The organism is Mycobacterium sp. E2327 (assembly GCF_001672675.1).
Classification (GTDB): Bacteria; Actinomycetota; Actinomycetes; order Mycobacteriales; family Mycobacteriaceae; genus Mycobacterium.
The window spans coordinates 15,496-38,132 of sequence record NZ_LZKE01000217.1; the positions used below are offsets into that span (position 1 = coordinate 15,496).

The following is a 22,637-nucleotide window of genomic DNA, read 5'->3' on the forward strand; positions in this document are numbered from 1 at the left end:
TTAGGTGCTGTCGGGAGACCCGGGCAATGACGGTCGCCACGTCTGTGTCACACCCCCGCCACGACCGCCCCGCCGAAGGCAGGGGCGCCGCTAAAGACCGGCCAGGCCCGCGATTCCACCCAGCACGTACGGGACTAAGCCGCTCGTGTTTCCAATTGGCAGGTTATTGGCACCGAGGACCGTGTAAGTAGTCCCGCCGGTCGTGACGTCAAATGTCGGCCACGATGCCGTTATGGGCTGGGGAGAGGCAAAAATCCCATTGAAGGGAATGCTTAGGGTACCGACCGGACCACCAAAGGCGGTGGTATCAATTGGGATGTTGACCGTCGTGGAGCCTATGGTAATGGCGGTCAAATAGTTGCCGGGAGCGCTAACGAGCGCCAATGCGGCTCCCGGGAAGTTCCCCGTTTGCAAGTCGCCGATTAATGTATTGACGCTATTCATCAGCGCGGCGTTGCCCGAGACGCCGGGGCCCGTGGTGGCACTGAGAAACGAAAGCAGCTGGGGCGCGTTAAAGGTCGCGCCCGTGACTTGGAATTCTGTCCCCGGACCCGACGGGCCCGTCAACACGTTTCCGGCCAGCGTCACGTTCGCGCTGCCGAGCACCGCGTTGGTCGCGTTGGCGAATCCCGAGAACGGGCCGTCCGTGCCGACCGGGGGCAGGCTCCCGCCCAACGAGACCGATACGGGGCCAAAAGGAGTGTTGATGTTGCTAAGGGCGCCCGACACCGTCTGGGTCGGGGCGGTGAGCAGGCTGGTCAACGTTTGCTGAACATTCACGGCTTCGGCGCTGGCGTACTGACCGGCCCCGGCGGTCAGCGCACCGACGAAGCTGTCGTGATAGGCCGCCGCCTGCGCCCCGATGGCCTGGAATTCGCGGCCGGCGCTACCGAATAACGAGGAGATCGCCGTAGAAACCTCGTCGGCACCCGGCGCCGCGATTGCGGTCGTCTGGGCCATCGCCGCCGCCTGGGCCGCGCGCAGCGACGAACCGATATCAGCCAGATTTCCGCCTGCCGAGCTCAATAAGTCAGGAACGACACTTACGAATGACATAGCACCCCTTCGTCGCTGAATAATTCTCACGCGGAATACAGCCGCGTGAGGTGGAGTAATCATAACTGCGAAGTGCCGTTTTCGGCAGAGGCCCAAAGTATTTACAAGGTCAATTCGTGGAAGGTCGGGCAAAGTTGACCCGACCAAATTGCGATAGCCACAAACTGTTCGCCGAGAGGTCCTTCCGGCCACCCATCGTCACGTGTTCGCACACGTTGGATACCACTTGCGGCACGCGGCCGCGAAATCGTAGACAACGTGCGTTGTCAAAGTTATCGTGGGCCCAGGAGGCCGAGATGACTGCCATACCAACGACATCCGCGGATCCCCTCGGACCCGACTCGCTCACCTGGAAGTACTTCGGTGACCTCCGCACCGGAATGATGGGCGTCTGGATCGGCGCGATCCAGAACATGTATCCGGAACTGGGTGCGGGCGTCGAGGAGCATTCCATCCTGTTGCGTGAGCCGCTGCAGCGAGTGGCGCGCTCGGTCTATCCGATCATGGGCGTGGTCTACGACGGCGACCGCGCGGCCCAGACCGGTCAGCAAATCAAGAGCTATCACCGCACCATCAAGGGCGTCGACGGTGCGGGGCGCCGCTACCACGCGCTCAACCCCGAGACTTTCTATTGGGCGCACGCCACGTTTTTCATGCTCATCATCAAGGTGGCCGAGTACTTCTGCGGGGGCCTGACCGAAGCCGAGAAGCGACAGCTGTTCGAAGAGCACGTGCAGTGGTACCGCATGTACGGCATGAGCATGCGACCGGTGCCTCGTTCGTGGGAAGAGTTTCTGGAGTACTGGGATCGGGTGTGCCGCGAGGAGCTGGAAATCAATCAGGCGACGCTGGACATCTTCAAGATCCGCATTCCCAAGCCCAAGTTCGTGCTGATGCCGACGCCGATCTGGGACCAGTTGTTCAGGCCGCTGGTGGCCGGCCAGCGCTGGATCGCGGCGGGACTGTTCGAGCCGGCGGTGCGCGAGAAGGCGGGCATGCACTGGACGCCGGGCGACGAGGTGCTGCTGCGCGTGTTCGGGAAGCTCGTCGAGTTGGCCTTCCTGGCCGTTCCCGACGAGATCCGGCTGCACCCGCGCGCGCTGGCCGCCTATCGCCGCGCCGAGGGGCGGCTACCCAGCGACGCGCCGCTGGTGGAGGCGCCGGCATTCATGGCACCGCCGCGCGACCGCCGCGGGCTGCCGATGCATTACTTTCCGCCGCGATCCCGTTTCGCCCCGCGTGCGCCGCTCGACCCCGCCAAGTTCCTGATGGAGCGCGCGGGATCGTTTGTGCACGGCACGCTCTCGCTGACCGGCCTGCGGCCCGCGCGGGGCCGGCGGCCCAGGGCGGCCTGAGCAGGCCGGGCGGCTACTGGATCGAAGCGTTGGGGAGCAGGCCGCCGAAGTAGGTCCCCGGGAACGAAAGCTGCAGATGGCTGATGTCGACGGTCACCCCGGTGATCGAGATCGCGGGCAATAACGTCCCGGTCACCGATGTCCCGTAGGAAAAATACGGAAGCGCTTGGCCCACGGATAAGAAGAACTGCCCGTTGGGGGCGACGCCTTCGGTCCCGGCGGCCGACAGCAACGGCACGGCACCAAATGGGGTGTTCAGGGCGACGCTGCCATTCGCGATACCCAGCACCCCGCCGGTGCCGAAAGAAACGGCCGTCGCATTCAGCGAGATGCCGAAGGGACCGACGTTGAAGGTCTGGTTGAGACCGGGGAGGGTGACAGCGGCCGGCAGAGCCTGGGCCGGCGCGTTCCCGACGCCCGCCAATGTTTGCTGAGCGTTGGTGAGTTCGGTGCTCGCATACTGGGCCGCGGCGCCACTGAGCCCGTTCACGAACTCCTCGTGAAAGGCCGACGCCTGCGCGTTTATGGCTTGAAATTGCTGCGCGTGCGAACCAAGCAGCGCCGTGATCGCGGCCGACACCTCGTCGGCGGCGGGAGCAGCGACCGAGGTCGTCTGGCTCGCCGCCGCTGCGCTTGCTTCACGCAGCTCAGAACCCAGATTCTGTAAGTTTCCGCTTGCCTCTGCCACGATGTCTGGCGTCACGCTCAGCAATGACATTCTCGGGCCTTCCTGCCGTCGAAACCGTCGCTACGCAGACCGCCGGACTAGCGACGAGACGCAAAGCCTAGCAGGCCGCGAGCATCGGAAAGCGTTATTGGCAAACTTTTCGCAACCAATCCCGGTACGCAAACTGCGCAGTTTGCTGGAAGGGCCTATCGGGGGTCGAGCGCCCGGGCGCTTTGGTACAGGCAGATGGCTGCGGCGGCGGCCACGTTGAGGCTTTCGGCGCCGCCGGCCATCGGGATGCGTACGCGGCGGTCCGCCGCCGCCGCGAGCTCGGCCGACAAGCCGTGTGATTCGGCTCCGAACAGCCAGGCCGTCGGTGTGGCGAGGTCCGCCTCGTCGAGCCGGGTCTCGCCGTCCACGGTCGTGGCCAGCACCTGCAACCCCGCGGCGCGCAACGCGGCGACCGCGGCGGCGGCGTCGGGCGCGGAGACAACCGGGATCGAGAAGATGCTGCCGGCCGACGCGCGCAGGCACTTGCCGTTGTAGGGATCGACGCTGTGCCCGCCGAGCACCACCGCCCCCGCACCCATCGCGTCGGCGATGCGGATCAGGGTGCCCGCGTTGCCCGGCTCACCGATCTCGATGGGAACAGCGACCAGCCGCGGCGAGTCCGTCAGCGCGTCCTCGAGCGAGCTCACCGGCATGTCGCAAACCGCCACCAGCCCCGTCGGGGTGACCGTGTCGGACAACGCCTTTGCGGCCCGCTCCGTGACCAGGTGGACCGGGCACTGCTGCTTGGCAAGCAGCGCCGCGTGCCGCTGCGACGCGAGTTCGGTGACGAACAAGTCGCGGACCAGCCCGCGCGCGGCCGCGGCCCCGACCAGGTTCGGTCCCTCGGCGAGGAACCGCCCCGCCCGGCGCCGCCCGACATGCCGGTGCAATTTGACCGCCGCGGCCACCCTGGCCGAGCGTTCGGTGAGCGGTGCCGGCATCGCCGGCAGTTAGGCGGCCTCTCCGGAATCCGAGGGGGCGTTGACGTCCTCGGGCAGCGCCGCCCGGGCAACGTCGACCAGCGCGGTGAACGCCGCCGGATCGGTGATCGCGATGTCGGCGAGGTTCTTGCGGTCCACCTCGACGCCGGCGGCCTTCAGGCCCTGGATCAGGCGGTTGTAGGTGATGTCGTTGGCGCGTGCAGCCGCGTTGATCCGCGAGATCCACAACTTGCGGAACTCGCCCTTACGCGCACGACGGTCGCGGTAGGCGTAGTTCAGCGAATGCAGCTGCTGCTCTTTGGCTTTGCGATAGAGCCGGGACCGCTGGCCGCGATAGCCCTTCGAGGCCTTTAAGACGCTGCGCCTCTTCTTCTGGGCGTTGACCGCCCGCTTCACGCGTGCCATGGATGTTCCTACTCTCGTTCTGGCAGTAAATGGTTCTAAATGGTCGGGTGCCGGCTGACTAGCCGTTCAGCAGCTTGTTGACGCGCTTGGTGTCGTTGGCCGACACCGTGGTGCGACCGTCCAGCCGTCGGGTCCGGGTCGACGGCTTGTGCTCCAGCAGGTGCCGGCGGTTGGCTTTCTGGCGCAGGATCTTCCCGGTGCCGGTGCGCCGGAACCGCTTCGACGACCCGCTGTGGGTCTTGGCCTTGGGCATGTTTCCTCTACTTTCAGTACTTTTCAGTACTTCGTGCTTCTCGCTGTCAGGTCAGTTGGGCGACGGGGTGGCGTCGGCTCCCGCATCGGTGTCCGGCGCCGCGCCTCCCCCCGGTGCTTCTGGGTGGCGCGCCCGCGCGCGGGTCTTGGCGCCGCGGTGCGGTGCCAGCACCATCGTCATGTTGCGGCCGTCCTGCTTGGCGGACGTTTCGACGAATCCGTAGTCGGCGACGTCCGCGCCCAGGCGCTGCAGCAATCGGTAGCCCAGCTCGGGCCGCGACTGCTCACGTCCGCGAAACATGATGGTGACCTTGACCTTCGATCCCGCCTCCAGGAAGCGGATTACGTGGCCCTTCTTGGTCTCGTAATCGTGATCGTCGATTTTCGGTCGCAGCTTTTGCTCTTTGACGACGGTCTGCTGCTGGTTCCGGCGGGATTCGCGCGCCTTTTGCGCCGCCTCGTATTTGAACTTGCCGTAATCCATGATCTTGCAGACCGGAGGTCTGGCGTTCGGGGCAACTTCGACGAGGTCGAGATCGGCGTCCGCGGCGACGCGCAGTGCGTCCTCGATGCGCACTATGCCTACCTGCTCTCCCCCGGGTCCGATCAATCGAACTTCAGGTACGCGGATGCGCTCGTTGACGCGGGTCTCAGTGCTGATGGGGCCTCCCTTGTTGGGCTTCTTTTCCTTGTGGCGGCCGCAGCGGTGGAAAACCACACCATCAGCAAAAAGGCCCTGCACAAGCAGGGCCCAATGCCGACCGATCGCCGCTGGAACTGCTCCAGCCGCCCGCGCACGCGGAACAGGCATTCACGATGCCTGTGACCGGACCGCTGAACCTTGAGAAAACTCGTGGCCAACGGTGGGAGTGGGACTCCACTTACTGTCCCCGGCGTTCACCGGGATGGTCGCAGTCGATAGTTTAGCAGCCATGACGCGTCTTCCTGCACGTCTGCGGCCGGACGGGCGTCCGGCACGCGTCGCATCCCGACCAATTGCTGCCCGCCTCCCCTGGCGCTTCGCCAGGATTTTCACGGCTTGACGGCATATCCTCGCGGTCTGTGACCCTCGCTACGTCCCGCTTCGGCCCGCGTTCGGGCAGCCAGCCGAGCTCCCGGTATCGGTGGGTGCCGGCGGCCGCGGGCTGGACCGTCGGCGTCATCGCCACGGTGTCACTGATCGCGAGCGTGTCGCCGCTGATCCGGTGGCTGATCAAGGTCCCGCGCGAGTTCATCAACGACTACCTGTTCAACTTCCCCGACACCAGCATCGCGTGGTCGTTCGTGCTGGCCCTGCTGGCCGCCGCTTTGACGGCGCGCAAACGCATCGCCTGGGTGTTGCTGCTCGGCAACATGGTCCTGGCCGCCGCTTTGAACGCCGCCGACATCGCCGCGGGCGACAACACCGCGGCCGAGTCGTTCGGGGAGAACCTCGGCTTCGCCGTGCACATCGTCGCGATCGTGCTGCTGGTCCTGTCCTATCGGCAGTTCTGGGCCAAGGTGCGCAAGGCCGCGCTGTTCAAGGCGGCCGCGGTCCTGGTCACCGGGCTCGTGATCGGAATCCTGGCGTCCTGGGGCCTGGTGGAGATGTGGCCGGGCACCCTGGCGCCCGATTCGCGCTTCTGGTACGTCGTCAACCGGGTGGTGGGGTTCTCCATCGTCGACCCCGACGCGTTCACCGGCCGGCCGCACGTTCTGCTCAACGCGATTTTCGGGTTGTTCGGCGCGCTCGCGCTGATCGCGGCGACGATCGTGCTGTTCCAGTCCCAGCGTGCCGACAACGCGCTGACGGGCGAGGACGAGTCCGCGATCCGCGGGCTGCTCGAGCTGTACGGCAAACAGGACTCCCTCGGATATTTCGCCACCCGCCGCGACAAGTCGGTGGTGTTCGCCCCGAGCGGCCGCGCGGCCATCACCTACCGGGTCGAGATCGGGGTCTGTTTGGCCAGCGGCGACCCGATCGGTGACCCGAGGGCGTGGCCGCAGGCGATCGACGCGTGGTTGGGGTTATGCCAGACCTACGGCTGGGCGCCGGGCGTGATGGGCGCCAGTTCGCAAGGGGCTCAGGCGTTCCGGGAGGCCGGGCTGAACGCCCTCGAGCTGGGCGACGAGGCGATCCTGCGGACGTCCGACTACAAGCTGTCCGGCCCCGACATGCGCGGGGTGCGTCAGGCGGTGACCCGGGCGCGCAGGGCGGGGCTGACGGTACGCATCCGGCGACACCGCGACATCTCCGCCGACGAGATGGCCGAAACGATCTCGCGCGCCGACGCCTGGCGCGACACCCAAACCGAGCGCGGCTTTTCGATGGCGCTGGGCCGGCTCGGCGATCCGGCCGACGGCGACTGCCTGCTGGTGGAGGCCATCGATCGCGAGGGTCGGGTGGTCGCGATGCTGTCGCTGGTCCCGTGGGGAAGCACCGGCGTCTCCCTGGACCTCATGCGGCGTTCCCCGCAATCGCCCAACGGCACCATCGAGCTCATGGTGAGCGAGCTCGCGCTGAACGCCGAAGCCCTTGGCATCATTCGCATCTCGCTGAACTTTGCGATGTTCCGCTCGGCGTTCGAACAGGGCGCGCAGCTCGGCGCCGGTCCGATCGCCCGGTTGTGGCGCGGGTTCCTGTTGTTCTTTTCGCGATGGTGGCAGCTCGAGACGCTGTACCGCTCCAACATGAAGTACCAGCCCGAGTGGGTTCCCCGGTACGCGTGTTACGAAGACGCGCGGCTGATTCCGCGGGTCGGCGTCGCCTCGGTGATCGCGGAGGGTTTCCTGGTCCTGCCATTCAGTCGGCGCGAGAAGGTGCACACCGGGCATCATCCCGCGGTGCCGGCAAGGCTGGCGGAGTCCGGGCTGCTGCACCACGACGGGTCGACGCCCGACGTGAGCGACCTGCAGGGCCGGGTGAAGGCTGCCGAGGCCGAGGAGTCGAGGTTGCGCCTGCCCGAGCAGGTACGGGTGCGCTTGGCCAAGCTGAAGATATTGCAGCGCAACGGCGTTGACGCCTACCCGGTGGGGTGCCCGCCCAGCCACTCGATCGCCGCCGCGTTGGACGCCGACGATCAGGAGGACGTGTCGGTGGCCGGCCGCATCCTGAGGATCCGCGACTACGGCGGCGTGCTGTTCGCCCAGGTGCGTGACTGGTCGGGCGAAATGCAAGTGCTGCTGGACAATTCGCATCTCGGACGCGGCCGTACCGCCGATTTCACCGCGGCCATCGATCTCGGTGATCTGGTCGAGATGACCGGGCACATGGGCTTTTCCAAAAAGGGAACCCGCTCGCTGATCGTGCGCGACTGGCGGATGATCGGTAAGTGCCTGCGCCCGTTGCCGAATAAGTGGAAGGGGCTGACCGATCCCGAGGCGCGGGTGCGGACCCGCTACGTCGACCTCGCGGTTAACCCGGAGTCGCGCGAGCTGATCAGGGCCCGCAGCGAGGTGTTGCGCTCGGTTCGGGAAACCCTGTTCGCCAAGGGGTTCATCGAGGTCGAGACGCCGATCCTGCAGCAGATCCACGGCGGGGCCACCGCCCGGCCGTTCGTCACCCACATCAACACCTATGACATGGACCTGTTCCTGCGCATCGCGCCGGAGCTGTACCTGAAGCGGCTGTGCGTCGGTGGCGTGGAGCGGGTGTTCGAGTTGGGCCGGGCGTTCCGCAACGAGGGCGTCGACTTCAGCCACAACCCGGAGTTCACGCTGCTGGAGGCCTACCAGGCGCACGCGGATTACAAGGTGTGGATCGACGGCTGCCGGGAGCTGATCCAGAACGCCGCGCAGGCCGCCAACGGCGAGCAGACGGTGCTGCGTCCCCGCGCGGGGAGCGACGGCCGCCTCGAACCCGTCGACATCTCCGGCACGTGGGCGGTGAAGACCGTGTACGACGCCGTATCGGAGGCGCTGGGCGAGCACATCGATCCCGACACCTCACTGGCCGCCCTGCGCAGGATGTCCGACGCCTTGCACATTCCGTATCGGGCGCATTGGGATTCCGGCGCGGTGGTGCTGGAGCTCTACGAGCACCTGGTGGAGGACAAGACCGAGCAACCGACGTTCTACATCGACTTCCCCAGCTCCGTGTCGCCGCTGACCCGGCCGCACCGCAGTCAGCGCGGCGTTGCCGAGCGGTGGGACCTGGTGGCGTGGGGCGTCGAGCTGGGGACCGCCTACAGCGAGCTGACCGACCCGGTGGAGCAGCGGCGCCGCCTGCAGGAGCAGTCGCTGTTGGCCGCCGGCGGGGATCCCGAAGCGATGGAGCTCGACGAGGACTTCCTGCAAGCCATGGAGTACGCGATGCCGCCCACCGGCGGACTCGGTATGGGCATCGATCGGCTCGTCATGCTCATAACCGGCCGCAGCATCCGCGAAACCCTGCCGTTCCCGCTGGCCAAGCCGCATTAGCCCGGCCCGCCACTGCCAGCGGACACACAGGGAACATCCGGTCAAAATGTTCCGGGAGTGTTAACGATGGCTCACACTGATGCACGTGACCGCCCCGACGCCCCTCGCCACGGCGCAGCTGGCCGGTAATTTCACCTCCCTGATGCACGGGTGGATACCCGCGACCATCCAGATCGGCACCGCCGTCGTGTTGGCGGTGGCCGTGGGCTGGCGGTCGCGACGATGGCGGGCGGTGTGGCTGCCACTGGCCGGCGCCGCCGGGGGCGCCACGGCCTACCTGACGCACTGGTACGTCGTCGACCGCGGCCTCTCCGACGAGCCGGCACCGTCGGCGCTGTGGGTCTGGGTCGCGTTGGCCGGCGCGGCCGCGGCGGTGCTGGTGGTGGGCTGGCGCAGCGCGCCGCCGTGGCGGCGCGGCGCGACGCTGCTTGCCGTGCCGTCGTGCGTGCTCTGCGCGGCGCTGGTGCTCAACGCGTGGGTCGGCTACTTTCCGACCGTGCAGGCGGCATGGAGCCAACTCACCGCCGGTCCCCTGCCCGATCAAACGGACCCGGCCACCCTCAGCGCGCTGGCCGCCAAGCGGACCCGCCCACCGCACGGCAGCGTGGTGCCGGTGGTGATCCCTTCGGACGCATCGCATTTCAAGCATCGCGGCGAACTCGTGTACCTGCCGCCCGAGTGGTTTACCAGCAGCCCGCCGCCGACCCTGCCGACGGTGATGATGATCGGCGGACAGTTCAACACACCCGCGGATTGGACGCGGGCGGGCGGCGCGGTCAGGACGATCGACGACTTCGCGGCCGCTCATGACGGCAAGGCGCCGGTGCTGGTGTTCGTCGACGCCGGAGGGGCCTTCAACAACGACACGGAATGCGTGAACGGCGCGCGCGGCAACGCCGCCGATCATCTGACCAAAGACGTTGTCCCCTACATGGTTTCGAAGTTCGGCGTGAGCGGCGACCGGTCCAACTGGGGCATCACCGGCTGGTCGATGGGCGGGACGTGCGCCGTTGATCTGGCCGTGATGCACCCCGAGATGTTCAGCGCGTTCGTCGACATCGCGGGTGATTTCTTCCCGAATGCCGGCAACAGGTCCCAGACCATCGCCCGGCTGTTCGGCGGAAATGCCGAAGCCTGGGCCGCTTTCGACCCGACCACCGTGATCACCCGGCACGGCAGCTACCGCGACCTGGCCGGCTGGTTCGCGATCTCGTCGGACGGCCCGCCGGCGCCGCGCGAGGACGTGGCCGTAACCGACTCCGGCGCAATGCGTCTCGCCGCGGCCAATCCGGGTAACCAGACCGCGGCCGCCTACTCGCTGTGCGCACTCGGCCACGCCAACGGCTTAGATTGCGCAGTCGTGCCCCAGCCGGGCAGGCACGACTGGCCGTTCGCCGGCCGGGCGTTCGCCGCCGCGCTGCCGTGGCTGGCCGCCCGGCTGGGCACCCCGGAGACCCCACGCACGGCCCTGCCCCCCGCTTCCCCACCGCCGCCGTTGCCCACCCGGGTAGTGGTCCCGGCTCAGCGTTCCGCTATTGCAGGTGTTCGTTGAAGAACGTGACGATCCGCCGCCAGGCGTCCTCCGATTCGGGTTCGGAATAAGCCATCCCGGCCAGCCCCGCGATTATGCGGACAGGCCCGGGAACAGAGTGGTCGTTCATGAAGCTGTGGCCGGCATTGGGGTATTCCTTGATGTCACGCGGTACGCCACCCTCCGCCAATACGGCCTCTAGCCTGGCCGCGGTGCCGCGCCGCACGATGGGGTCGTTCGCGCCGAAGCTCGCAACCACCGGGCACGACTCGCGCAGCGCTTCGACGTCGCCAGGCAGCAGCCCGTAGTTCGGCGCTGCCGCGTCGAACACGCCGCGGGGGGCCAGCTGCATAACGAACCCGGCGCCGATGCAAAACCCGACGAGCCCGACCTTGCCGGAGCACCGCTCGTCGGCGACGAGGTGATCGCGGGCGGCAACCAGGTCGTCGTGGGCGGCGCCGCGGCCCGTCACATGGGCACGGATGGTGCTCAGCATGCACGTGATCTTTGGACCGCGGCCGTAGAGCACCGGAGCCAGCGCCAGATAGCCGCTGCGGGCCAAGCGGTCCGAGATCTGCCGCAAGTTCGCGGTCATGCCGAGTACGTCCTGAACGACCACCACACCGGGCCATGGCCCCGGGCCCTCGGGGACGGCGAGATAGCCGGGCAGGTGGCCGTCGGCGACCGAATAAGTGGTATCACCCATGGCTCGGCGTTCCCCCAAATACCGTGTCGACCGTCGACCGATCCCGCGGCGCGCATGGCCGTGGCGATACGAAGATACGGTAATCCGATACCGCCATATCGTGACGCCGTGCCGGTGTATTGTCCGGCCGTGGAACCTCCCCGGTTGTTTCCCTACGACCCGCCGCCTGCGCCCGAACCGTCGGCCAAGGAGCGGATTCGTGACGCCGCGCTGAGCTGCTTTGCCGTTCGCGGTATTGCTGCCACATCGCTGCGTGCGGTCGCCGAGACCGCGGAGGTTTCGATTGGGCTGGTGCAGCACCACTTCCACACCAAGGCCGCGTTAACCGCTGCCGTCGACCAGTACGTGCTCCAAGTGGTGGGTGAGGCATTGGAACCCACAGCGCCGCTCGAGCCGGAGTCCGACGCGCTCGAGGAAGCCGGCAGCCGCCTGACCGCACTGATGGTCCAACGTCCCGACGTCATGACGTACCTGGGGCGCGCGCTCGCCGAGGGCGGCGCACTGGGGTCGGTGATCTTCACCGGGTTGGCGGCGATCAGCGCGGGGCAGGGTAACCAATTCGGGCAACACGGCAACCTTCGATCCGACCTCGATCCCGATTGGGGGGTGCTCAACCCGCTCATCCTGCGGATCGGCGCCATCATTCTGCAGCCGTACATCGAGCTCTACCTCGGCGAGCCGTTCTTCACCGAGCCGCAGCTGCGCCGCTGGGATGCCGCCGTCACCAGCCTGATACGACGGGGCCAATTCACCGAGGAAGCGGAGACGCCGGGCAGCGACGTCATCGCTCGGTAAGCGACCAAACGCGGCGGTCAGGCGCCCGTGTCGCCGGTCGGGTGCTATACACGAAACACCATGGACGAGCCCGAGGTAACCGCGCACAGCGCGCAAGTTCTCGACCCCGACGAGCCCGACGACGCACTGACGTTGGAGCGGCTACGAGCCGATCCCCTCGTCGAGGTTGTCGACCGGCTCGATGCACAACTGGCCAATCTGCGCAGCCTTCGGCCGGCACCGGATTCGGAGCTTCTCGGCGAACGGAGCCGGTGGGCTTACTACCCCTGGCGGCGGACGGTCGTCGCGGTGCTTGGCCCGCAGGGGTTTCGGGCGCTACGACTTGATCGCAACAGAAACAACATCACCATTGGGGAACAGGCCCGGCTCAATTCGCTGACCATCGGCGTCGCCGGCCTGAGCGTCGGCCATGTCATCGCCCACACCCTGGCGCTACAGGGATTATGCGGCAGGATTCGGCTGGCAGATTTCGATCATTTGGAACTGTCAAATCTGAATCGGGTGCCGGCCACCGTGTTCGATCTTGGGCTGAACAAGGCGCATGTGGCGGCACGCCGGATCGCCGAGCTTGATCCCTACCTCGCGGTAGACGTGTTCGACGCGGGACTCACCGCGGACAACCTCGACGCCTTCCTGGATGGACTCGACATCGTTGTCGAGGAATGCGATTCGCTCGACATCAAGGTCGGCTTGCGCATGGCAGCGCGCGACCGGCGTCTCCCCGTGCTGATGGCAACCAGCGATCGCGGGCGGGTCGACGTTGAACGCTTCGATCAAGACCCTGACCGTCCGATCCTGCACGGGCTGCTGGGCGACCTGGACATCGAGCTGCTGCCGGGCATGAGCATCCGGGAAAAAATCCCTTACATGCTCCGTTACGACGAAGCCGATCGGGTGTCGCCCCGCACTGCCGCATCACTTCTCGAGATCGACCGATCGCTCTCTACCTGGCCGCAGCTGGCATCCGACGTCGTCGTCGGCGCTTCGGCTTTAGCCGAGGCCGTACGCCGAATCGGGCTGGGCGAAGAACTGAGATCGGGTCGGTGCCGCATCGACATGGGCTGGGAACTCGATCAACTCGACGAAGTCGAGCCGGCCCACCATCGCCCCGAGCCCCGCGACGGGCGTGGCGGCGACGCAGCCCCTTCGATGGTCAGCGATCCTATCGTCGCTGCCGCGATGCGCGCCCCCTCGGGCGGAAACAGCCAGCCATGGCGTATCGACGCAGACCCGACCAAACTGACCATAAGCGTTGCGACGGAACATACTTCAACCATGGACGTAGGGTTCCGCGGCAGCGCTGTCGCGTTGGGCGCAGCCCTGTACAACGTCAGGATCGCCGCCGCCGCCCGCGGGGTGCTCGGGCCGGTGAGCGTCTCCGAGGACGTAGCCGGCTCTCCACTACAGGCCGCGATCGACTTCGGAAACGGTAGTGACCCCGCCCTCGCCGACCTCTACGAACCGATGCTCGCGCGCGAGACCAACCGCCATCGCGGAACGCGTCGACCACTCGACGACCAGACGATCAAGTTGCTCTCGACCGCGGCAGAGCGCGAGGGCGCGCGTCTGCACCTGCTCACCGAGCGGGACGACCTTTCGCGGGCCGCAACGATTTTCGGTGCGGCCGACCGAATCCGGTACTTGACGCCGCAGTTGCACAAAGAGATGTTTTCCGAACTGCGCTGGCCCGGTGACCCCGATCCCGACGTCGGTATCGAGGTGCTCAGCCTCGAACTCGACGACAGCGACCTGGCACTATTTGATGTCGTCCGGCGGCCCGACGTGATGGCTTGCGTTGCGGACTGGAACGCCGGCAGCGCGCTGGGCGACGGCATGCGCGACCAAGTCCTCGACAGCTCGGCACTGGCGGTGATCACCGTGACCGGGGAGCGTCTTACCGACTACGCCCGTGGTGGATCAGCCGTCGAGGCGGTATGGATCCTCGCGCAGCGCGAGGGCCTCGCGGTCCGGCCGTTGTCGCCGGTCTTCTTGCATGCTCGAAACGCTGACGATCTCCACGAGTTATCCGCCGACTTTGCCAGCGAATTAAAGCAATTGCAAAGCGATTTCGTCCGCCTTATTGCGACCGGTCCCGAGGAGTCGATCGTGCTGGTCTTGCGGTTGACCACCGCACCACCTGCGTCGCGACCGAGTCGCCGCAGTCTGAGCCGAGTCAATTCCCGGCGGTAGCCGACTCAGAACGGTTTCGCGGTGAACCCCCAGCGCAACAAGGCCGACTCGCGGCGGGCCACCCCGCGTAACCGGGCATCATGCGTGCCGGTTAGAGCGTTCGGTTTGCCACGCGCACCGAACATCCAGTACGCCTGCAGATAGGGCAACGGCGTCGAATGACCGCAGTGCATTCCTTGCAGTCCTGCCGCGGCAAGCTCTTTCGAGAGCTCCGCGATGGTGAACGCCGCCGCCTCGCTTGCAATTGCGTCTTGGCGCAGGACGGCCGGCGAGTCGGGGTCTGCGATCGCGAGCATATTGGGGGCGGCTGTCGGGTCCCGCAGGCGCTGGAAATCGGAGATCCATACCGCGGCCCCGCTGTGACGTTGGATAGCAGCGATCTGTCCGAGTGCGCCGCGCAAGGTGTCGAAATCCGGTAGCTGATGCAGCGTCCACATGCAGGAGATCGCGTCCCACGGGGCCGTTGAAATCCGTCCTGGCAGCGCGGTGATGTCCTCGCGCAGCAGTTCGACACGTTCGCCTAGACCTTCAGCCTCGAACAGCTCCCGCGCCGTGGACAGCATGTTGGGGGCCAGATCGACGGCGGTCGCCCGAACATCGGGCCGTCGGCGCAGGACGGCGCTGAGCGCACGGCCCGACCCGACGCCGAGATCCAGCAGCGCGCCGCCGGGTGGAAGGAGCGCATCGAGCGCACGAGCGCAGAAGTCGTATATCGCGACTATCCCCGGGTTGGACGCGCCGCCGGTGTGGAACTGGGCAACGGATTCCGGATCGTCCACCACCATGGGCTCGGGAATGCGCTCGCGCCCCGCGGGATGGAAGCGCTCGCGCAAAACGACGCCGGGTACCCGCCACATCGGCCGAATTCTCTTCACCCTCAACCTCTCATGAAGTCCGTGTCATCGATTTCGAGCCGCACTGTCATACATGATGATGAACTCGACCCGTGTTTTCCACCGGCCGCACGTCGTCTTTCGATCTTCCGAAAAGACGTTCAAAGACTTGCCCGGTCAGCCGGGATCGGTAAGCTTTGCCTGCGCGGTCCTTTGATCGAGGTAGGCAACGTTGTCCGCGGGAGGTAGGCGTGGTTCAGACCCTTGCGAGTGACGGACTGAAATCTTTACCGCTGCCGCCGGTGAATCCCATGCCCTATCGTCAGCGTCTTGCGGCGGTGCGGGAATTCAGCACAGGTACCGAGCGGCTGCGTGATGCCGGCGGGCGAGTGTCCTTTTTCAGGTTAGGTCCGCGATGGCTGATGCCGCCGATTGTGTTGGCAACGTCTCCGGAGGCCATTCGCGACATCCTCAGCACCAAAGATGATTCCGTGGACAAGACGACCCCGGTCTTCGAGCAGGTGCGCCACATCATCGGCGCCAGCCTTACTGATCTTCCCTTCGAGCCGTGGAAGTCACGTCGGCGCACCCTGCAGCCGGTGTTCACCAAACAGCGTGTGAACGAGTTCGGCGGTCACATGGAGCAGGCAGCACAGTCCGTGAGCCAGGGGTGGCGCGAGGACGCCGTGATCGATTTGGACGCCGAGTGCCGCACGATCACGCTGCGCGCGCTGGGCCGCTCGGTGCTCGGCCTCGACCTGGAACAACGCGCCGACGAGGTTGTTGAGCCGCTGCGGGTGGCATTGGCCTACGCGGTCAGGCGTGCGACGAGCCCGCTACGCGCCCCGCGCTGGTTGCCCACTCCCGCACGTCGGCGCGCGCGAGCGGCAAGCGCGAAACTTCATGCCCTGACGGAGGAGATTTTGCGCGACTGTCGCGCCGATCCGACGCGAGTCGCACCACTGGTCCACGCTCTCATCGCCGCCGAGGATCCAGAGACCGGAAAACGGTTGACTGATGAAGAGATTTGCGACGAACTGGTCATGTTTCTCTTCGCCGGCCACGACACCACGACGACGGCGCTGACGTATGCACTGTGGGCGCTGGGACACCACGCCGAGTGCCAGGACCGCGTCGCGGCGGAAGTCGCGGCCCTGCCGGATCGGCCGCTGACGTCCGACGACATGCCACGGCTGGGCTATACGGTCCAGGTCATCCGCGAATCGCTTCGCCTGTGCCCCCCGGCTCCCACTGGCACACGTATGGCGTGCCGGGACGTGGAGGTGGGCGGTTACCGGGTGCCGAAGGGCACCATGCTCGTTGTCGGGAGGATGGCCGTACAACGCGACCCGCAACTGTGGGAGGACCCACTTCGATTCGATCCCGACCGGTTCAGCCCTGAGAACTTCAAGGCGCTCAATCGTTGGCAATATGTGCCATTTGGCGGCGGACCGCGCTCGTGCATTGGCGACCATTTCGCCATGCTCGAAGTGACCCTCGCCTTGGCGACGCTCATCCGCGGGTTCGAAATCCGCTCTCTCGACGACGAATTTCCGCTTGCGTTGCACTTCACGATGATTGCCGGTGGTCCGATTCCTGCCCGTGTTCGACCCCGTCGCTAGCAGTATCGGGCGCCAAGGCGGATCGACGGCCTGGGAACAACGACAGGGCGCGGCCACACCTGATCACCGACAAAAACGCTATCGCCTGTGCAGCAACGATTCTGGCCCGGGCACTCCGCGGCCGCGACGGCGGCACACATGCATGGCTGCGGCCCTGCGCTGGACCTGACACGATCTCCGAGCTGCGCCGTCGGAATCAAGCCCGCCGATGCGAGACAGTGGGCGCCGCCCAAATGTCACGGTCCAACTGGCACAACAGCCGTAGCAGAGCGCTCGTTCGTTAATACACGCGTGTTGAACAGTTCCGCGCCGGCTGTGATGGCTGTCACCGAGCAGCGGCTCGAATCGGACGACGGAGGTGCGGCAGCCGTCCCCCAGGGGTGATCTGGCCCGGCTGCCTGCGGTAAATCGGGTCGGGTCGCGCATGGATCTGCCAGTGTGATTCCACACAGACGCGTGACGCGGCAAACAAAAACTGCCTCCGCGCACTAGTAACAGCTACGGTAAGGGCAAATGTCGGGCACTTTGGACTACTTGGTCACTGCGGCCGCCGCCGAGTTGATGGCGGCCACCGCGGCTGACTCGGCCGCGATCAGCGAACGAGTGCTCGGCAACCTGGTTCGCGACTTGGGCGTCGATTTCAGTTTCCTGCGACACAACGACCACACCATCCGCGCCACGATCCTCATCGCCGAATTCCCGCCCCGCAATGCCGACCCGGACCCGATTGGCGTAGTGCATTTCGCCGACGCCGACTCGATCTTCGCTCGGGCCGAACACCTCAAGACGCCAGACGTGATGCGGCCCCGGCCGGACAACGCCGACTATCAGCACAACATTGAAGAGGGCACCGGTGCTCCCACCGTCTCCCTGGCCGCCGTTCCGCTGCTATCCGGCGACGTCACCACCGGCACGCTAGCCTTCGGCAAGCTGGGAGACCGCGAATGGCTACCGGAAGAACTCAACGCCCTGCAAGCCATCGCCGCGCTGTTCGCCCAGCTGCAGGGCCGCACCGTCGCAGAAGAACGACTCCACTATCTTGCCGAGCACGATGACCTCACCGGCCTGCTCAACCGCAGGGCGCTGATCGAGTACCTGGACCAGCGGCTGGCCGAGGGGCAGCCGGGCCCGGTCTCGGTGGTGTTCATCGCCTTGGACCGCTTCAAGGTCATCAACGACCACCTCGGTCAAAACGCCGGCGACCGGTTCATCGAGGCCTTCGCCCAACTGGTGCGCGAGGCCACGGACATTCCGGCGGCCATCGCCCGTTTCGGCGGTGACGAGTTCGTCGTCGTACCCACGGCACCAATGGACATCGAGGCCGCCGAAGTGTTCGCCCAATCGCTGCACGACCTAGTCCACAAGCAGGTCGTGATTGACGATGAGCTGCTCACCCGTACGGTCAGCATTGGCGTCACGTCGGCTCTGCCCGGGCAGGACAGCACCTCGGACCTGCTGCGCCGGGTCGACCAGGCCCTCCGGTCGGCGAAGAGTTCCGGCGGCGACAGGGTCGTCACTTTCAGCCCGGAAATGTTGAGAACGAACATGATCCGCAACGACATCGAGCTGCACCTGGAAGGGATGGTCGACAGCCGTACCGGCGCTATGGTGCTTCATTACCTTCCGGAGTTCGACATGCGAACCGGTGAGATCCTCGGCACCGAGGCGCTAATCCGTTGGCAACACCCCACTCTCGGACTGCTGATGCCCGATTCGTTCATCCAGGTGGTCGAATCGATCAACCTGGGCGCCAAACTCGGCCGTCTCGTAATGCGTGCGGCGTGTGCGCAGTTCGGGCTTTGGCAGTCACGCGACGTCGGGCGCGGTGCGGTGTTGCGCATCAATGTATCGCCCGTGCAGCTCGTCACCGATGGCATCGTCGACACGGTAGCGACCACACTCAACGAGTTCGGCCTCGACCCGCAGACGGTATGCCTGGAGATCACTGAAAGCGTGGTGGTCCAAGACATCGACGCCACACGCAAGACGCTCTTCAGATTGAAGGAGATTGGGGTACAGATCGCCATCGATGACTTCGGCACCGGCTACAGCGTGCTGACGTATCTGAAATCGCTGCCCGTCGACACACTCAAGATCGACAAGGGGTTTGTCCGCAATCTCGACACCAACGCCGGCGACCTGGCGATCGTGCGCTCCACAATGGCCCTGGCCGATGCCTTCGGACTGAACGCCGTCGCCGAAGGCGTCGAAACCGTGGCCGCGGCCAAGACATTGCTCGGCCTGGGCTGCTACCGGGCCCAAGGCTTTCTGCTCTCCCGCCCGCTGGACAGCGCCGCAATGGAGGCGCTGCTCGCCAAACGCGTCGTGCCGATGGACTTCTCCGACGGCGCGGCCGCTGCACCGGATAAGGGCTCCGCCACCGAGAACGTGGTCGAGATCCGCGGCAAGTAGAGCGATTGATCGGCGCTTACGCGCGGCGCTGAAACAGGTAGTAGCGCGACGGGTTCTTCTGGTCAAGCTCTCGTTCGTCGCCCGCGGAGACCAGCGTCCAGCCCGGGGTAAATCTGCGCTCCATTTCGGCGTGGTCGATGCCCGGCACACCGATTCTGCGGCCGGGCGGAAACGCGGCGATGTAGAGCCACGCGTCGGGCGCCGCCACAGCAGAGACTTCCCGGACGTAGGCGTCACGATCGGCGCCGCTCATGTTGTGGATGCAGGCGTTGTCGACGATCAACTGAAAGCCCGCACCGATTCCGGCCCGACTCAATTGCGTCACGTCGGCGCGCACAAAGTTGACCGAAACATCGGCGGCGCGAGCTTTGGCGCGGGCCTTGTCGAGTGGCTTGGCCACATAGTCGACCGCAGTTACCTGCCAACCGTGCTGGGCGAGGTAAATCGCGCAGTCTCCGGTACCGCATCCGACGTCGAGGGCCGATCCCGTGGACAGCCCGGCTTCGCCGGATGTTCCTTCGACCAGGTCTCGTAGACCCTGCCCGATCGGATGGCCTTCCCACGGTGTGAAGCCGATGCGGTAGAAAATCCGAAAGCGGGTGTGTCGCGAGGCCATACACGCAATGATCGCATTCGCTGCGAGCAGCCGCTCCCCGACCCGGTAATCGCCACGCCTGACCGCCCTTTCGACGATCACGAGGTCATTACCGGCAACGGTTCGTCGAATCCTGTGTAGCACCAACGAAAATAGCTGCGCCGCCCCGTCGCGGTAGCCCCAACGTTGCCGCCGATGAGATCACCGTCGACGTTCAGATGACCCGCTGCGATCCCGATCTCCCCTAAGCCGAAATGCGACCGAGAATTTCGGCGTTGTGGGCGCACATCAGCTTGAATTGCTCGGGTTCGGCGTGCGTCGCGATGGTTCGGCGGTCCCACCACATCACCTTGGTGCGGTAGTCCTCGGTGGGATAGGCGGCCGCCGGTATCCCAGAGGCCACGACGCCGCCGGAGGATGCCCACTGCTCCAACACGTGGGCCGCTGCGGTGGCCATGATGAACTGGACATCGAGCATCGTCATCACCGGCAGTGCGTTCCGCGCCAGCACCCGGGACAGCACCCGGCTGCTGAAATCCTGGGAATTGGTCCAAGCGCTCTTGACTTCGACGACGCCGAAGGGGATCCGGTTGGCGATCATATGGCTCAGCACGGCACGTCCCGGATTGCCGGCCCACTCGTCGAGCGCGTGGGACTGCTCGGGTGCGCGCAGGGGACCCACGAGGCGGTGACCGCCGACCACCTTGCCGTTTGGATCGACCACGGTGAAGAACAGCGTCGTGTCGGTGCCATCCCGAATCGCGTCGAGATCGAGCACCCACTCCAAGCCGTGACGACGGTAGCTGCGGACCGCGCCGTCCAGGTATTCCTCCCATAGATCGGGCTCCGCCTGTGGCGTGGCCGCGGTGACCCAGCATCCTGTCGCCAGATCGCGCCAGCCTGTCCCGCCTTCCAACCACGGGCCGTGAATCGCCTGAGCTGTGAGCTGAGCCGCTTCCATTGGTATCCCTTCGCTTGTTAACCATGACGGCCCGACTATTTCGTCGGCGCGCTTCGAATTATTTCTTAAAATGTGTGCACGATAAATAACCGACAGTATTTATTCTGTTGAGATCGTTTGTCGTGGCCAAACCGTTAGCGTTACCGATGAGTAATCGGCAACGAGCCGAAAGTTTGCGGTCGCTGATGCAGTATGGCCCCCTGTTAGTGGAAGCGGTAGTCACTCCGCCGGCCCCGTCCGGCTCGGCCCCGGCATTGCCCGCCGATCCGGGCCGGTCTGCAGGCTGCCATGACCTTCATTTACCGCAGCCACGGCCGTTCCCACTCAGATGATTCAACCGGACCGCCCTGAGGGCTCTACCTGTGGATTCCCTGTGCCGCGGCCGCCGGAGAGCAGTAGGTTTGCTACCGCAGCCCGAGGTAATGGAGCGCGTTTTCCGACAACTTTCTTGCGTTTCCGGCGATTTCACGCGCACAGGCGCGACGGCGACGAAGAAGCAAAATTCCACAGGCAAAGCGATTTTGCGGGCTGATGTTTGGCAACTGATCGCTTTTAGTCAGGCCGCGGCGGGTGGCTCTTCGCGAACCCCGGCCATGAGGGCAGACTCGACGTCGTGACCAGCAAGCCAACCCTGGCGCGCGTCCGGCGAGCCATATTCGCGCGCCACTGCAACCCGTGGAGCGCCTGGACTCGCTGGGCGACCACGCCGCTGACCCTCGTGCCCGTCTGGACTCGGCGATGGCGACACGCGGCGTGGGTCGCGGTGTGGTTCGCCGTCAACCCGGTCGTCTTCGGCAGGCCGGCGCACGAACGGGCCTGGTCTACGCGGGCGATGCTGGGCGAGGAACTGTGGATCAGCCGTCGGCCCCGGGACGCGGCGATGCTCGTCAGCGCCCTGACGTCCGCGTCCGCGGTGGGCGCCGTCGCGGCCGCCCGCCGCCATCGACTGGGGCCGGCCGCGATCGCCACCGCGGTGCAGATGGCCCTGACGCTGGTTTATTGGGAGCAGATGGTGCGCTATCTGGGCCGCGAGGCGCAGTAGCGTGGCGGCATGCCCGACGAAACGACAATCCCCGAACCCGACCCCGGGTACGACAGCGCCGGTGTACCGACTTTCGAAGCCGTCCGCGAGAAAATCGAGAACCGGTACGCGACGGCAGAGGGCGCGGCGGAACTCGACGCGGACACAGCCGAGGGCCGCTCGGTAGAGGAGCAATACGAAGAGCGCCACCGCGCCGCCGCCGAGCGACTGGCGCAGATCCGGGAGTCGATGCGCCCCGACGAGCATTGAGGTGCGTGCGTTCACGGTCAACGAGCGGCGTAACCGCTTGGCGCGCAGGCATTTTCTGGCGGCGGGCGACACATTGCCGATCACCCGGGTGATCGCCGGGCTGCTCGGCCTGCACGCGAGCGATCCCGCCACGCCCTACCTGTCGCTGTGGGCGCGGCTGCCGGGCTTCGCGACCGCCGATCTCGAGGAGCAGCTGTACCGGAAGCGCTCTGCGGTCAGGCATTTGGCGATGCGCCGCACGCTGTGGCTGGTGCGCAGCGATGACCTGACGACGATTCAGTCGGCCGCCAGCGACCGGGTCGCCGACAACGAGCGTCGGCGGCTGGCCGCCGACGTGCAAAAAACCGGTGTGGCCGCCGACGGCGACCGCTGGCTCGACCTGGCCCGTGCCGCGGTGGTGCGCCACCTCGCCGCCAACGGGCCCGCCAGCAGCACCGAACTGCGGGCGGCGCTCCCCGAGCTGGCCGGGACGTACGACCCGGCCCCCGGAAAGCGTTGGGGCGGCGAGGTTCCGCTCGGCCCCCGGGTGTTGACCGTGCTGTCGGGGCGGGGCGAGATCGTGCGCGGGCCGAACGA

Annotated in this window: 20 protein-coding genes; 10 read left to right on the plus strand and 10 right to left on the minus strand. The window is 66.2% G+C overall.

What is annotated here, in order from left to right:
* Nucleotides 1–90: 90 nt before the first annotated feature.
* Nucleotides 91–1,056 (minus strand): PE family protein, encoded by a 966-nt coding sequence (locus tag A5712_RS24660; RefSeq protein ID WP_197519490.1) that lies wholly within the window; start codon nt 1,054–1,056, stop codon nt 91–93.
* A 296-nt stretch (nt 1,057–1,352) separates the two neighbouring features.
* On the opposite strand from A5712_RS24660, the gene A5712_RS24665 reads away from it, so the two are divergent.
* Nucleotides 1,353–2,411 carry an oxygenase MpaB family protein gene (locus tag A5712_RS24665; RefSeq protein ID WP_068111268.1) on the plus strand — a complete coding sequence of 353 codons (1,059 nt, stop codon included), beginning with the start codon at nt 1,353–1,355 and terminating at the stop codon, nt 2,409–2,411.
* A 13-nt stretch (nt 2,412–2,424) separates the two neighbouring features.
* Here A5712_RS24665 and A5712_RS24670 read toward each other — a convergent pair whose 3' ends face one another.
* From A5712_RS24670 to infC, 5 genes are all read right to left on the minus strand, one after another.
* Nucleotides 2,425–3,129: a PE family protein gene (locus A5712_RS24670; protein ID WP_068111271.1), complete on the minus strand. Its 705-nt coding sequence runs from the start codon at nt 3,127–3,129 to the stop codon at nt 2,425–2,427.
* A 155-nt stretch (nt 3,130–3,284) separates the two neighbouring features.
* Nucleotides 3,285–4,070 carry an RNA methyltransferase gene (locus tag A5712_RS24675; RefSeq protein ID WP_068111274.1) on the minus strand — a complete coding sequence of 262 codons (786 nt, stop codon included), beginning with the start codon at nt 4,068–4,070 and terminating at the stop codon, nt 3,285–3,287.
* A 9-nt stretch (nt 4,071–4,079) separates the two neighbouring features.
* The gene (gene rplT / locus A5712_RS24680) at nt 4,080–4,475 is read right to left on the minus strand and encodes a 50S ribosomal protein L20 (protein ID WP_068111278.1); all 396 of its coding nucleotides are present in this window, start codon (nt 4,473–4,475) and stop codon (nt 4,080–4,082) included.
* 58 nt (nt 4,476–4,533) lie between these two features.
* On the minus strand, nt 4,534–4,728 hold the full coding sequence (gene rpmI / locus A5712_RS24685) for a 50S ribosomal protein L35 (RefSeq protein ID WP_067012098.1): 195 nt from the start codon (nt 4,726–4,728) through the stop codon (nt 4,534–4,536).
* 51 nt (nt 4,729–4,779) lie between these two features.
* Complete coding sequence (infC, locus tag A5712_RS24690; RefSeq protein ID WP_081665070.1) at nt 4,780–5,388, minus strand: translation initiation factor IF-3; 609 nt, start codon at nt 5,386–5,388, stop codon at nt 4,780–4,782.
* A gap of 401 nt (nt 5,389–5,789) precedes the next feature.
* On the opposite strand from infC, the gene lysX reads away from it, so the two are divergent.
* A complete protein-coding gene (gene lysX, locus A5712_RS24695) occupies nt 5,790–9,125 on the plus strand; it encodes a bifunctional lysylphosphatidylglycerol synthetase/lysine--tRNA ligase LysX (protein WP_369830431.1) in 3,336 nt (1,111 codons plus the stop codon).
* Nucleotides 9,126–9,204: 79 nt separating this feature from the next.
* On the plus strand, nt 9,205–10,677 hold the full coding sequence (locus A5712_RS24700; protein ID WP_197519491.1) for an alpha/beta hydrolase family protein: 1,473 nt from the start codon (nt 9,205–9,207) through the stop codon (nt 10,675–10,677).
* Here A5712_RS24700 and A5712_RS24705 read toward each other — a convergent pair.
* Nucleotides 10,658–11,362, minus strand: coding sequence for a dienelactone hydrolase family protein (locus A5712_RS24705; RefSeq protein ID WP_068111290.1), 705 nt, complete (start codon nt 11,360–11,362; stop codon nt 10,658–10,660). The genes A5712_RS24700 and A5712_RS24705 overlap by 20 nt on opposite strands.
* A gap of 129 nt (nt 11,363–11,491) precedes the next feature.
* On the opposite strand from A5712_RS24705, the gene A5712_RS24710 reads away from it, so the two are divergent.
* Nucleotides 11,492–12,157 carry a TetR/AcrR family transcriptional regulator gene (locus tag A5712_RS24710; protein ID WP_068111292.1) on the plus strand — a complete coding sequence of 222 codons (666 nt, stop codon included), beginning with the start codon at nt 11,492–11,494 and terminating at the stop codon, nt 12,155–12,157.
* A 60-nt stretch (nt 12,158–12,217) separates the two neighbouring features.
* Entirely contained in the window at nt 12,218–14,347 is a 2,130-nt protein-coding gene (locus A5712_RS24715) for an Rv1355c family protein (RefSeq protein WP_068111295.1), read from the plus strand.
* Between the two features lie 5 nt (nt 14,348–14,352).
* Here the strand turns inward: A5712_RS24715 and A5712_RS24720 are convergent, their stop codons facing one another.
* On the minus strand, nt 14,353–15,204 hold the full coding sequence (locus A5712_RS24720) for a class I SAM-dependent methyltransferase (protein WP_231982232.1): 852 nt from the start codon (nt 15,202–15,204) through the stop codon (nt 14,353–14,355).
* A gap of 227 nt (nt 15,205–15,431) precedes the next feature.
* Between A5712_RS24720 and A5712_RS24725 the strand changes: the two genes are divergently transcribed.
* A complete protein-coding gene (locus tag A5712_RS24725; protein WP_068111300.1) occupies nt 15,432–16,802 on the plus strand; it encodes a cytochrome P450 in 1,371 nt (456 codons plus the stop codon).
* A 513-nt stretch (nt 16,803–17,315) separates the two neighbouring features.
* Entirely contained in the window at nt 17,316–19,214 is a 1,899-nt protein-coding gene (locus tag A5712_RS24730; RefSeq protein WP_068111303.1) for a bifunctional diguanylate cyclase/phosphodiesterase, read from the plus strand.
* A 16-nt stretch (nt 19,215–19,230) separates the two neighbouring features.
* On the opposite strand, the gene A5712_RS24735 is transcribed toward A5712_RS24730, so the two are convergent.
* Nucleotides 19,231–19,830, minus strand: a complete 600-nt coding sequence (locus A5712_RS24735) for a bifunctional 2-polyprenyl-6-hydroxyphenol methylase/3-demethylubiquinol 3-O-methyltransferase UbiG (RefSeq protein WP_068111328.1) — start codon at nt 19,828–19,830, stop codon at nt 19,231–19,233.
* Nucleotides 19,831–20,053: 223 nt separating this feature from the next.
* A complete protein-coding gene (locus A5712_RS24740; RefSeq protein ID WP_068111306.1) occupies nt 20,054–20,770 on the minus strand; it encodes a hypothetical protein in 717 nt (238 codons plus the stop codon).
* Nucleotides 20,771–21,383: 613 nt separating this feature from the next.
* Here A5712_RS24740 and A5712_RS24745 point away from each other — a divergent pair.
* The 3 genes from A5712_RS24745 to A5712_RS24755 all read left to right on the plus strand — a co-directional run.
* The gene (locus tag A5712_RS24745; RefSeq protein WP_231982233.1) at nt 21,384–21,812 is read left to right on the plus strand and encodes a DUF6653 family protein; all 429 of its coding nucleotides are present in this window, start codon (nt 21,384–21,386) and stop codon (nt 21,810–21,812) included.
* 9 nt (nt 21,813–21,821) lie between these two features.
* Complete coding sequence (locus A5712_RS24750; RefSeq protein WP_068111309.1) at nt 21,822–22,061, plus strand: hypothetical protein; 240 nt, start codon at nt 21,822–21,824, stop codon at nt 22,059–22,061.
* Between the two features lies 1 nt (nt 22,062).
* On the plus strand, nt 22,063–22,637 hold a 575-nt coding region (locus A5712_RS24755), incomplete at its 3' end, for a DNA glycosylase AlkZ-like family protein (RefSeq protein WP_197519492.1).

Bases quoted from the DNA above. Each gene is read 5' to 3' on its own strand.
- A5712_RS24660 (WP_197519490.1), bottom strand. From the start codon at position 1,056: ATGTCATTCGTAAGTGTCGTTCCTGACTTATTGAGCTCGGCAGGCGGA.
- A5712_RS24665 (WP_068111268.1), top strand. From the start codon at position 1,353: ATGACTGCCATACCAACGACATCCGCGGATCCCCTCGGACCCGACTCG.
- A5712_RS24670 (WP_068111271.1), bottom strand. From the start codon at position 3,129: ATGTCATTGCTGAGCGTGACGCCAGACATCGTGGCAGAGGCAAGCGGA.
- A5712_RS24675 (WP_068111274.1), bottom strand. From the start codon at position 4,070: ATGCCGGCACCGCTCACCGAACGCTCGGCCAGGGTGGCCGCGGCGGTC.
- rplT (WP_068111278.1), bottom strand. From the start codon at position 4,475: ATGGCACGCGTGAAGCGGGCGGTCAACGCCCAGAAGAAGAGGCGCAGC.
- rpmI (WP_067012098.1), bottom strand. From the start codon at position 4,728: ATGCCCAAGGCCAAGACCCACAGCGGGTCGTCGAAGCGGTTCCGGCGC.
- A5712_RS24700 (WP_197519491.1), top strand. From the start codon at position 9,205: ATGCACGTGACCGCCCCGACGCCCCTCGCCACGGCGCAGCTGGCCGGT.
- A5712_RS24705 (WP_068111290.1), bottom strand. From the start codon at position 11,362: ATGGGTGATACCACTTATTCGGTCGCCGACGGCCACCTGCCCGGCTAT.
- A5712_RS24715 (WP_068111295.1), top strand. From the start codon at position 12,218: ATGGACGAGCCCGAGGTAACCGCGCACAGCGCGCAAGTTCTCGACCCC.
- A5712_RS24720 (WP_231982232.1), bottom strand. From the start codon at position 15,204: ATGTGGCGGGTACCCGGCGTCGTTTTGCGCGAGCGCTTCCATCCCGCG.
- A5712_RS24730 (WP_068111303.1), top strand. From the start codon at position 17,316: ATGTCGGGCACTTTGGACTACTTGGTCACTGCGGCCGCCGCCGAGTTG.
- A5712_RS24735 (WP_068111328.1), bottom strand. From the start codon at position 19,830: ATGGCCTCGCGACACACCCGCTTTCGGATTTTCTACCGCATCGGCTTC.
- A5712_RS24740 (WP_068111306.1), bottom strand. From the start codon at position 20,770: ATGGAAGCGGCTCAGCTCACAGCTCAGGCGATTCACGGCCCGTGGTTG.
- A5712_RS24750 (WP_068111309.1), top strand. From the start codon at position 21,822: ATGCCCGACGAAACGACAATCCCCGAACCCGACCCCGGGTACGACAGC.